We start from the raw sequence: 11,826 nt of genomic DNA, 5'->3' as shown, positions 1-11,826 counted from the left end.
AGTATTTACCTCTTTTATTTCGAAATGTAGGGGAATGTGCTGAATGGGATTTGGCAAATGATTACATAAAAAAACCTCCCTACCAAAGTAAGAAGGTTTTGCAGTAATAATCAATCTGCTAATTTTCTTTTTTCATAACTAATTGATAAACACAAGGAATAACTACCAAATTCAAAATAGTAGCAGATAACAAACCACCTAATATAACTACCGCCATTGGGCTTTGTATTTCACTACCCGGTTCGCCACCTTTTAAAGCTAATGGAATTAATGCCAAGCCTGTTGTAAAAGCTGTCATTAAAATTGGATTCAATCTATCTAATGCTCCTGTTTTTATCAACTGAAACCCTTGCATTCCTTCTTTTCTTAAATCTTCATATCGTGATACCAATAAAATACCATTACGAGTAGCAATCCCAAAGAGACTTATAAATCCTATGGTTGCGGCAATACTGATAATTCCCGATGTGAAATACACAATCAAAATTCCACCAATTAGTGCCAAAGGCAGGTTTATCAATACGACAAATGCCAATTTTATATCCTTGAACTCATAATACAGCAAAAGGAAAATGATTGCTATGGCAATAATTGCAGTTATCATAAGCAATTGTGAAGCTTTGGATTCACTTTCAAACTGTCCGCCATATTGCACACGATAGCCTTCTGGCATATTCACGTTACTTGAAACCACGTCTTTGATTTCTTCTACAGCACCACGTAAGTCTCTGCCTTGCACATTGGCAGCGACCACAATTTTACGTTGCACATCTTCACGATTAATGGTGTTTGGACTACTCACGGATTGCACGGTTGCCAATTCGCCCAAAGTGCTCTGACCACCATTTGGCAAACTGATTAAAGTATTTGTGATGTTTTCAATATTATCCCGAAACGGTTTTTCATAACGAACCACCAAATCAAAATACTGTTGTCCTTCATAAATCTCGCCTGCTTCTTCGCCTGCAAAAGCAATGTCCACCTGTTCCATTAAATTACCAACGGTCATTCCATAAGCCGAAAGAATCTGGCGTTTGGGTTTGATGCGTATTTGCGGTACTTCAATTTGTTGGTCAACCGCAACATCTGCCAATCCTTCAATATTCTTGATGTTCTGCTCAACACTTTTTCCAACTTCAAAAAGACGCTGTAAATCTGACCCAAAAATCTTGATGGCAATATTGGCACGCGTACCCGAAAGCATATGGTCAATACGGTGTGCGATTGGTTGTCCCAAGGTAATATTGACACCAGGTGCGATGCTCAATTTATTTCGGACTTCTTCAAAAAATTCTTCTTTGGTTTTGTTTTCGAGGACAAAAGGAACATCAATTTCAGAAGCATTAACGCCTTGTGCGTGTTCGTCCAGTTCGGCACGACCTTGTCTTCGGGTTACGACTTCCACTTCGGGCATATCCAGTAATAGGGTCTCTATCAACTTTCCAGTCTTATTGCTTTCTTGCAAAGACATTCCGGGCGGACCAACCACACTAATGACCAAAGAGCCTTCATTAAATTCTGGCAGGAAACTTCTTCCCAATTGCGTTACAACCAAGAGACTTAATACAAATGCAATGACCGTTACGCCTATAATGGTTTTGGGTATTTTAGTCGCACGCACCAAGAGGTTGCCATAATGTTTCTGTAGCCAACGTTCCACACGAGTACCTTCTGCTTGTTTATTGAGTAGTTTTTCATTATCCAATAAATAAGAACACAAAATTGGTGTTACCGTTACAGCGACAATTAATGAGGTTAAAACAGATGTTACAAATGCTATTCCCAGCGGTTGCAACAAACGTCCTTCCATTCCGCTTAAAAAGAATAACGGTACAAAAGACACAATAATAATCAAGGTTGCGATGATGATTGAGCTTCGTATTTCTACGGAAGCATCTCGCACGACCGTAATCGTAGATTGACGTTCTGCCTTTGGTTTTCTAATATTTTCGCGTAAGCGTTTATAGACGTTTTCCACATCAATAATGGCATCATCCACCAATGCACCAATGGCAATGGCCATACCGCCCAAACTCATTGTGTTTATCGTATAGCCCAACCATTTTAAAATGATGATGGACACCAACAATGAAATAGGAATCGCCAACAAGGAAATTAAGGTTGTTCTCCAATTCATTAAAAAGATGAACAGGATAATCATTACAAAAAATGCACCTTCTAACAAAGTTTGATTCAAATTACTGATGGAAGCATCAATAAAATCGGACTGTCTAAAGATTTGACTTTTGATGTTGACACCTTTTGGCAAGGTTGTTTCCAAGTCCGCAATCGCTTCATCCAATCGGTCAGTCAACTCCAATGTGTTCACATCGGGTTGTTTTGAAATGGTTAAAATAACCGCAGGTTTTGCATTTAATGAACCATCGCCAATTTTATCGGCAGCGCCTATTTGAACCGTTGCCACATCTTTTATTTTAATAGTTTGACCATTCACTTGTTTTAGGACAGCTTCTTGTAAATCTTCCAATGCATAGGCTCTACCGCTTCCCTTTATGATGTATTGATTTCCATATTGGTTTATCACACCACCAGGGGCATTTTTGTTTGCCTCCTTTACGTGTTCTACCAATTCAGAAAGGCTCACATCGTAATACTTCATCTTTTCAGGATTGGCAAATACTTGGTATTGCTTATAATCGCCACCGATAACCACCACATTTGCGATACCACCAATCGCTTTAATGCGTGGTCTGATTGTCCAATCTGATAAGGTTCGTAATTCCATAGGGGATAAACTATCGGACGTTACGCCCAATAACATTATTTCGCCCATAATGGATGAAATAGGTGCCATTGTTGGTGCACCGATGCCTTCGGGTAAATTTTCCCGTACCATCGGGATGCGTTCACTTACAATTTGTCGTGCCCGATAAATATCGGTTCCCCACTCAAATTCTACCCAAACAATGGAAACACCTGCTGCCGATGACGAACGGATTCGTCTCACATTGGGCGAACCGTTCATTGCAGTTTCCAGTTGATAGGTTACTAATTTTTCTACTTCTTCAGATTCCATTCCGTGTGCTTCGGTAAGAATGGTTACCGTTGGTGCCGTAAGGTCTGGGAATACATCGACGTTCATTGTACGTGCATAATACACGCCCAACACACTAAATGCAACCGCTCCCAATAGTATGAGCAATCTGTTTTGAAGTGAAATTGATAATATTTTGTTTAACATTTCTCTTCGTTTTTAATGTTCGTGACCGTGTGCACGTGTTGAACCCGACACTGAAGCCATTTTAACTTGATATGCTCCTGTAGTTACCACCACTTCGCCAACTTGCAGACCTTCCAGTATCTCTACATTTTCGCCATTGCGCTTTCCAATCTTAACAGGTCGTCTTTCAAAACTTTCGCCTGATAGTTGAACGATAACGGAATAGCTTCCATAGTCTTCCAATAAGGCATTTACAGGTATCATTGTATTTTGGGTGGCATTTCCCATCGCTATCTGAACAGGTGTTAGACTTCCTATTGGCATACCGACGGTGGCATTGACTTCTGCAAAAACAGAAATCAAAGGGTTTTCACGTTCCACGTCCTTTCCAATCGAAAGGATTTTGCCCTCGGCATCAGTTGCGTCTTTCCAAAGGTTATCATTATCCTGATACCATATACCTTGTACATTACCCATCGTAAGTCCGTAGTTGGGTGCTAACTGCGCTTTTAAAACTCTGGATTGATGCGTTCCAACGGTCACAAGCGCAACGCCTTGTTCTACGTAATCGCCATTTGAAACTGTTATGGATTTGATAAAGCCATCAAAAGGGGCGCGGATTTGTTTGCTTCCGCCCGAAACACCAGATACCAATGATTGATAGTTGGCTTTGGCTATCTCAAAACTGCTTTCTACTTTTTCAAATTCAGATTTCGGGACTATTTTGGATTCGTATAGCTCTTTCTTTCGGTCATATTCAGATTTGGTCTGTTGGTATTTCGCTTTCGCGGAAGCGATATCCGTACTCAAATTATTGGATGCCAAACCTTGGCTATTCAAACTCATTAAGAGCTGACCTTTTTTTACTGCTGTGCCTTCCGTGAGATTACTTACTTTAAAATCTACCACCCCATTGGATTTTGCTGCCAAGGACTTTACAGAACCGGGCGAGGGCATCCAAACACCAGAGGTGTTGATGACATCGTAAATTTTACCTGAAACCACAGGTGCGGTTTGAAAATCGATTTTCCAAGCTTGTTCTTTCAAAAACGAAATGCTCCCATCATCTTCGGCTGCACCCAAAGCTTTTATGGCTTCATCTGCATTAGCATAAACCGTAACATCATCAATCGTTATTTTATCTGAATAGTCTGGCGTTTTCAATTCAAAAACAAGTTGGTAACTACCCGCTTCTTTCGGTTGAATGGTAGGCGAAAATATGCCTGGTGATGAAGGTGCTTCGGCAGTATTGCGAATACCATTATCGCCTTTAATCAAACTAACCGTAACCGAACCTTCACGAACAGGCTGATGCTTGTCCAACACAGTAAAGTGGGCTGCAAATCTGCTTGGATTTCCAACGATTAAGGCTGGAAATTCTACGAATAATTCTGTGTTGTCTGTCCAAATGGTGTGGTCCAAGCGTGGAATTTCTTCTCCTTCGTGGCTACCATCGGGATTGTGTGCGTGTGCGTCTTCTGCCTTGTTACAAGACATTGCCAAAAAGGCAAGCACTATGAGTATATATTTCATATCGTTATATCTATTTGCTTTTAGTGGTCGTGGTGTTCAGCGCCATCATCGTGTTTGTGAGTTTTTGAATCATCATCTGTATGATTCCCTTCTGAATCGTGGTCGTGTCCGTGTTCCTCTGTCTTTGTTTCCATAGAATCTTTTCCTACTTTAAACTCTTCTTGCTCTATGGTTTCTTCCGTATGACTACCATCCTCATTATGTTCGTGACCGTGGTCGTCAGTACTTTCGGTTTTTGTTTCTCGACAAGAGGTTACTAAAAATGTTGATGCGATTGCTATTGCGAATATTGATTTTGAAAATTTCATAATTGTATGTTTGAAAATTTATAACTGATGTTTTAATAATTGTGCTTGAAGCAGTTGCAGTTCCTTTTCCATTTGCAGCATTTTATCTGATGCATTCCGATAAAACTGAAGCTCCACGTAATAATCCATAAACGAATACTCGCCCAACATATAAGCCTTAAATAGCAGTTGCTCGCTATTTAAATTGCTCATAGTGGTTTGATACTCATTAAATTTTTCGAGCATCAATTCGTATCGATTATAGGTTTCTTGAAATTGTGTATAAAGCGAAGTGGTAACTACCTGCGTGTTGGACTGTTGATACTCATAATTTGCTTCGGCAGCTTTTACTTTGTTCTTGCTACTCCAAAGTGGAATTGAAACACCGCCATAAAAACCAGAATAATTACTACCGCTAACGCCTTGATAATTATAACCAAGTGCGAGATTTGGTAGCACTTTGTTCTTTTCTAAAGTCACTTTTTGAAGTGAAGATGTCTCATTGGCCTTTAACTCTTGTAGCAAAGGGTCTTTTGCTAATTTTCCCAGCCAGAGGCTTTCTACCGTACCGACTGCGATAGGTAATGCAATTCCTGATGTAACACCATCAATTACATTGCCTCCATTCAACGTTTTAAGTTTGGATAGCAAAATTTGGATTTCGCTTTCAATCTGTTCCACGACAAACTGCTCTTGAATCCAAGCAATTTTTGCTTTATTCAAATCTAAAATCCCAACTTGTTCTGCATCAAAAAGTTTTTGGATTTGGTCAAAAACCTGTTTGCTCTGGGTTTTTCTTTCCGTTTCAATAGCTTTTCGCTTTTGCAAGAAAGCAAGTTCTAAAAGCGTGTTCTTTGCTTTTAATAAGACTTCCAGCCTCTTGTTAGCGTAGGCTGCCGCTAACTGTTGCGATTTAGATTCGTTCCATTTGCCACGTGCAGCATATACCGTTGGGAATTCAAAAGATTGGGATAGTTGATATTCGGTATAATCTCCAGTTGCATTATCGCCAAATGGCAAATAAAAACCAGAAAGCTGTGGGTCGGGCAAATTGTTGTTGCTCCTGTTTTCGAGTTGTTGGCTTTCAATAAATGATTGATAGCTTTTTAACTCTGTGTTGTTCTGTTCTATTTCGTTAAGCAGTTCCCCAATGTTTTTATCCTGCGAGAAACCATTAACAAAGAACAGGCATCCGCAAATTACGGACACGATGTATTTATTCATTGTTTGAAATTTTAGGTTTAATCTGAATTTATATAAGGAAACAGTACCGTAGCGATACCATAGTCCTAAACGATTAACCTAAAGATGGTGGGCCTCGTGAGTCGAGGGAAGAGAGGTAGGGATTAAAATATGTATTGGGTGGATGATAGACAGGCGGTTTACTATTTTGCCTGTAGTCAATCAAAAAGGTTTTTTGAGTTTCAAAAGAACTTTTTACTATATCCTTATCAACATTGGTCTGCTGCTCTACCGTATTCCTATTAAGTAATACTATATCGCTGGATACAGTAGAATGGATATGCATATCCATAACGAATCCAAAAAATCCGTAAGGAGATTCTTCTTCGTGGGAATCATCATCGTGATGATGATGTTCGCCATTATGGGCAATATCTGAATGGGAATGAGCGTCCTCGTGCTGATGGTGCAAATGTGGAAAAACCTGATGCAGCATCATTAGGCTAAACAAGCCTAAACAGAAAAATGCCGCTATTTTATTTGGTTTTTGCATTAATTACAAAGATAGCAATATTTCTTGTCTGGGAAAATTGGAACTCAACTAACTCTAATTAAGTGTCTTTTTGTAACAAGAAAAAATCCAGTTTGAGGTACTAGACAAACCTTTGTTTATGTTTATGCCATTGCATAGACTTCATCGAACAATTTCTTATCCAACCGTTCTTGTTGGCCAAAGCTTTTCTTTAAGACATTATGAAGTACTGAATTAAACGCATTGTAACCTAACCACAGATTTGGTTTTTCATTGAGCAACAAGGCTTCATAGTTCAAGATTTCTATGACCTCACGAGATTTTTTCGACGGGTCGCTGTTTTTGTCGCTACATTCATACCGGAACAGTTTCGTTTTGTCAAGAATCGCCTTTACAAATTCCTGTGTATCGATGATTTTAAATTCCTTCATCTTGTCGAATTTCTTGATAATGGTATAGAATTCATTGTCCAAAAATTTATCGAAGAGATTGTTCAACCTTGGCATAATCAAGTGTGTATTGTTCTTACTGTGCTTGATGGAAAACTCTATTTCTGCCTGAGAAACGTGCAGACCATTAGAACACACTTCTCTATAGAACCCGAAGTGCCCAGAAGTTTTTTCGCTACCGTCATACGAGTTTTTAAACCGAAGCATTGGTAGTATCAAATCTTTAACGTTCTTCACGGTAAACTGGCTTTTGTCGTCGATGATAAAGTCAGTAATAAACGACCTGTCATTCTTGTTGATAGTTCGCTTATGAAAGTTCAGTTGTGCATCGGTCAACATTTCCTCGGCTTTTTTGAAAAACAGTTGATTTGGAATATGGCCATAGCTGTTCGAGACTACGTTGACAATTTTACCATTGGAAATTATGGCGTTTTCAAGCCCTCTTCTGGATTCCATTTGAGTTATACTTCTCAAAGACTTCATTTCATTGGAAACGAAGATTTCATCTTGTTGTAAATTTTGTAAATACATAATATTTGAATTTAGATTAAACAATATTTAAGCTAAACCCAAACGGAAGATAAAATCTCGGCTCAAAAGGAAACGGAATAAATAGTGAGTGGGCGAACGGCTTTATGCCGTTTCCTTTTGATGGGTGTATTTTACGAGTTTACCTTTGCGCTACTATTGATTGATTATTTTTTCTATTTGGCTCCTCATTTTCAAATAAAAATTATCTAAATAAAAAAGAAGAGCCAGCACGAATGCTGACCCTTCCTTCCGACAACAAAAGCTACGCTGTCAATTCCTGAATTTCTTTTTCAAGAATTGCTATTCGCTCTTTCAAACGTTCTTCACGGGTATCTCTTTTTTCGACATATTCCCTTTCGATATCGGTAATCTTGGTTTTATGATATCCTTGTATGGCATTGTAGAATGATACATTCGTTAAGTTGTTGATATGATTACTTTCTCCAAAATGTACTTGTTTTGTGAGCATATACCGTATAAGCTTATGAAAGATTTCTTTCTTGAACTTTTTCTTGAAATTTTCGACGATTTCAACTTTGGACATCTTTGACGTATTGCCCAATAATCCTGTAAAGTGCTTTTGTTGACTACAGTAGTCCACATTGTTTTCGTAGAGCGAAATTGAAAAGGCGACCATTTCGTCCACCGAAAGCGTTTTTTTGGTCTCGATGTACTTTGTCTCTCGAATCATTCCGACAACTTCTTCAAACAGTCTGTTGTTCTCGATTTGCTTCTTCCGGATTTCCCTTTCGTTAATTTTGATGATTTGTTCATCTGGTGTACAATCATCCATTTTTCTGTTCGATAATGGTACGGAACACACTTCGCTTTCATCTTCAGATTTTTCGAGTACTTTCAAATACACTTCTTTGTGTATGTATGATTCAGGATGAAAAACGATGCCATTTCTAAATCCATTCGCTGTAGCCGAATTGTACTTTTCCAATTCCTCGTTATAGGTCTTGGTAGCCTCGTCAAATTCTTCTTTTAGCTCGTCTTCATTGTAGTCGTAATTCTGATATTCTTCTTTTACGGCTTCCAATGTGGGCTGAATCGGTTTTTCAATGATTTCAACATCGTCTAGCAAATAGACCTTCAAACCATTTTTCTCTAGCTGTGAAATGACCAGCTGATTACGTTCATCATCTGCCCAATACTTTCGTATTTCAGGAATCAACAGTACATTTTCTTTCTTTGATTTTTCAATCAGGTTTAAGAACGATTTGTTTTTCTTGGATTCGTAACAAGATGATTTTGTACAGACCATCTTTCCATCCCCAAATAGATTCCCTTGATTGGCTGCGTTGAACGGACATTCGACACAAGACCCTGCTTTCGGCACTAATTTTTTGTCGGTTACATCAAAGGATACTTTTTCCAAATCATAGGTCTGGTCTTTAATCATCCTGTTTATCTGGTGCGCATTGAAATCCTTGCCCATCGTTTCCAACATCATCTGCTGTTCTTCAGGTACAAAGAGCGCGACACCTACACCCAAGGAAATGGTCATTTCGCCATTGCGGACAAAGTGTTTAAAGCCTTCTATCAAACCTGCGAGCTTTAAGCGTTGTCTGATAAAGTTATCCGTTCTGCCCAATCGTTTGGCAATTTCAGTAGGCGCATATTTTTCTCTTAGATAGGCAATCGCCTCGGCTTCTTCGGTAGGCTCAACATCCTGTCTTTGCAGATTTTCGATGATTTGTACCTCCAGAACATCAATGTTCTTATAAGTCCTCACAATACAGGGTATGGTATTTTTCCCTGCCAGCATACTTGCACGATACCGACGTTCGCCCATCACGATGACATAATGTTCATTTAGTTGCCTTACCGTAATCGGTTGTAATACACCGTGCTTATCGATACTCTCTGCAAGCTGCTGTAATGCATCCTCGCTAAAAGTTTTTCTTGGTTGTTCTGGGTCGGGCTTTATTTTGCCTATAGCCAGGTTCTGAATTTGAAGTGCGGATGCTTCCATTCCATTCACTTCTTTTTTGACAATAGATTTCGCTCTACTGCGCTTCTTTGTGGTACTCGCTTTTGTTGTCATAATACTCAAATTTTAGATTAAACAATATTTGAGCAGGAACCAAACGGAAGATAAAATCTTGGCTCAAAAGGAAACGGAATAAATAAGCGCTGGCTGAAGAAATGGCTTTATGCCGTAGTCTTTTGATGGAAGTATTTTACGAGTTTAAATTGCGGTCATATTGTATGATAATAAACTCCCCTTACGAAGGAATAAGGTTGCTAATTAGCAGAATTTATTATTTTACTAGAAAATTAATAGGGTTTAATAACAAATTGAAACATTTGACATTAATACAAATGTTGCCCTGAAATTAGCAAAATGTTGTACCTATGTTGTACCCGACCTTTTTTTCGAGAGTTTATTAAATGGAAAAAGCCGAAGATTTCTCTTCGGCTTTTGTACGGGCGGGGAGACTCGAACTCCCACACCTCGCGGCATCAGATCCTAAGTCTGACGTGTCTACCAATTCCACCACGCCCGCATTTTAATATTTTAACACTTTATATTTCGCTATGTCCTAAGTCTAGCGTGTCTACCAATTCCACCACGCCCGCTTAGTCGCCCGAATAATCGGGATGCAAATATAAACATTAGTTTGAATATTCAAATAACTTTGTTTGCAAAAAAATCATTCTTCTTTTTGTAATTTTGAAAGCATACAATAATAAGCAATTATGAAGAATATAGAATTTTACATTAACGAACATAAAGACCGCTTTTTAAGCGAACTCATAGAACTTCTCAAAATACCATCTGTAAGTGCAGATCCCGCGTTTAAGGATAACGTCATTAAAACTGCTGATGTCATTAAAGAGAGCCTCATAAAAGCGGGCTGTGACCATGTTGAAATTTGCCAAACCAAAGGTTTTCCCGTGGTATATGGCGAGAAAATTATTGATGACAACCTACCTACAGTGTTGGTCTATGGCCACTATGATGTGCAACCTGCAGACCCTATATCCTTATGGCATTCTCCTCCGTTTGAACCCGTGATTAAAAAAACATCCATCCATCCAGAGGGCGCTATTTTTGCACGAGGTGCCTGCGATGATAAGGGGCAAATGTACATGCACGTTAAGGCCATGGAGCTGATGACCAAAACCAATCAATTGCCTTGTAATGTCAAATTTATGATTGAGGGCGAAGAAGAAGTTGGTAGTGTTAACCTTTCTACCTTTGTTAAAGAGAATCGAGAGAAACTTAAAAATGACGTGATCCTTATTTCAGATACAGGTATGATTGCCAAAGATATCCCTTCTATAACTACGGGACTTCGTGGCTTAAGTTATGTAGAAGTTGAAGTTACCGGTCCAAACCGCGATTTACATTCTGGATTATATGGTGGTGCTGTAGCAAATCCCATCAACATACTAACCAAAATGATTGCCTCTTTACACGATGAGAACAACCATATTACCATTCCAGGTTTTTATGATAACGTAGAGGAATTGTCTTTAGATGACCGCGCAGAAATGGCAAAAGCACCTTTTAATCTCCAAGCTTACACTAAGGCGCTAGATATAGATGCTGTTTATGGAGAACAAGGCTATACTACTAATGAGCGTAATTCTATTAGACCTACCTTAGATGTTAATGGTATTTGGGGCGGATACATTGGTGAAGGTGCCAAAACCGTTATTGCAAGCAAAGCCTATGCTAAAATATCGATGCGTTTAGTGCCAAACCAAGACTGGAGAGACATTACCGAGCTTTTTAAAACGCATTTTGAAAGTATTGCTCCTGCCGGAGTTACGGTAAAGGTAAACCCGCATCACGGTGGTCAAGGCTACGTGACACCAACCGATAGTATTGGTTATAAAGCGGCCTCGGCTGCATACGAAGAGAGCTTTGGAAAAACACCCATCCCACAACGAAGTGGTGGCAGCATTCCTATTGTGTCTCTATTTGAAGACGAGTTAAAAAGTAAAACTATTTTGATGGGCTTTGGCTTAGACAGTGATGCCATACACTCTCCAAATGAACATTTCGGACTCTGGAATTATTTCAAAGGCATTGAAACCATTCCGTTGTTCTATAAGCATTTTACAGCGCTAAGTAAATAGAAAATACTTTTAAAGAGATTCAAGAGCAGGTACTTT

General features: G+C 39.1%; 8 protein-coding genes and 1 tRNA gene. 1 reads left to right on the top strand and 8 read right to left on the bottom strand.

Annotation, left to right across the window (positions count from 1 at the left end; all coding sequences use genetic code 11):
* Positions 1-118 precede the first annotated feature (118 nt).
* The 8 genes from P176_RS0111330 to P176_RS0111295 all read right to left on the bottom strand — a co-directional run bounded on the left by P176_RS0111330 (position 119) and on the right by P176_RS0111295 (position 10,208).
* Positions 119-3,202 carry an efflux RND transporter permease subunit gene (locus P176_RS0111330; RefSeq protein ID WP_026754820.1) on the bottom strand — a complete coding sequence of 1,028 codons (3,084 nt, stop codon included), beginning with the start codon at positions 3,200-3,202 and terminating at the stop codon, positions 119-121.
* Between the two features lie 12 nt (positions 3,203-3,214).
* Entirely contained in the window at positions 3,215-4,714 is a 1,500-nt protein-coding gene (locus tag P176_RS0111325; protein WP_026754819.1) for an efflux RND transporter periplasmic adaptor subunit, read from the bottom strand.
* A 20-nt stretch (positions 4,715-4,734) separates the two neighbouring features.
* Positions 4,735-5,022 carry a hypothetical protein gene (locus P176_RS20570; protein ID WP_026754818.1) on the bottom strand — a complete coding sequence of 96 codons (288 nt, stop codon included), beginning with the start codon at positions 5,020-5,022 and terminating at the stop codon, positions 4,735-4,737.
* 18 nt (positions 5,023-5,040) lie between these two features.
* A complete protein-coding gene (locus P176_RS0111315; RefSeq protein ID WP_026754817.1) occupies positions 5,041-6,225 on the bottom strand; it encodes a TolC family protein in 1,185 nt (394 codons plus the stop codon).
* A gap of 73 nt (positions 6,226-6,298) precedes the next feature.
* Positions 6,299-6,655, bottom strand: coding sequence for a hypothetical protein (locus P176_RS0111310; RefSeq protein ID WP_231481238.1), 357 nt, complete (start codon positions 6,653-6,655; stop codon positions 6,299-6,301).
* Positions 6,656-6,858: 203 nt separating this feature from the next.
* Positions 6,859-7,695, bottom strand: a complete 837-nt coding sequence (locus P176_RS0111305; RefSeq protein ID WP_026754815.1) for a DUF932 domain-containing protein — start codon at positions 7,693-7,695, stop codon at positions 6,859-6,861.
* A gap of 262 nt (positions 7,696-7,957) precedes the next feature.
* On the bottom strand, positions 7,958-9,745 hold the full coding sequence (locus tag P176_RS0111300) for a ParB/RepB/Spo0J family partition protein (RefSeq protein ID WP_026754814.1): 1,788 nt from the start codon (positions 9,743-9,745) through the stop codon (positions 7,958-7,960).
* Positions 9,746-10,126: 381 nt separating this feature from the next.
* Positions 10,127-10,208, bottom strand: a tRNA-Leu gene (locus tag P176_RS0111295).
* 193 nt (positions 10,209-10,401) lie between these two features.
* Between P176_RS0111295 and P176_RS0111290 the strand changes: the two genes are divergently transcribed.
* Positions 10,402-11,790, top strand: a complete 1,389-nt coding sequence (locus P176_RS0111290) for a dipeptidase (protein WP_026754813.1) — start codon at positions 10,402-10,404, stop codon at positions 11,788-11,790.
* Positions 11,791-11,826: the final 36 nt, after the last annotated feature.

The sequence above is a fragment of the Sediminibacter sp. Hel_I_10 genome, assembly GCF_000688335.1.
Lineage (GTDB): Bacteria > Bacteroidota > Bacteroidia > Flavobacteriales > Flavobacteriaceae > Psychroserpens.
Note: the sequence above shows the minus strand (reverse complement) of the source record. Positions and strands in the feature narration are given on the sequence as shown.

Excerpts from the sequence above, each read along its gene's own strand:
- P176_RS0111330 (WP_026754820.1), bottom strand. The coding sequence starts at position 3,202 with ATGTTAAACAAAATATTATCAATTTCACTTCAAAACAGATTGCTCATA.
- P176_RS0111325 (WP_026754819.1), bottom strand. The coding sequence starts at position 4,714 with ATGAAATATATACTCATAGTGCTTGCCTTTTTGGCAATGTCTTGTAAC.
- P176_RS20570 (WP_026754818.1), bottom strand. The coding sequence starts at position 5,022 with ATGAAATTTTCAAAATCAATATTCGCAATAGCAATCGCATCAACATTT.
- P176_RS0111315 (WP_026754817.1), bottom strand. The coding sequence starts at position 6,225 with ATGAATAAATACATCGTGTCCGTAATTTGCGGATGCCTGTTCTTTGTT.
- P176_RS0111305 (WP_026754815.1), bottom strand. The coding sequence starts at position 7,695 with ATGTATTTACAAAATTTACAACAAGATGAAATCTTCGTTTCCAATGAA.
- P176_RS0111300 (WP_026754814.1), bottom strand. The coding sequence starts at position 9,745 with ATGACAACAAAAGCGAGTACCACAAAGAAGCGCAGTAGAGCGAAATCT.
- P176_RS0111290 (WP_026754813.1), top strand. The coding sequence starts at position 10,402 with ATGAAGAATATAGAATTTTACATTAACGAACATAAAGACCGCTTTTTA.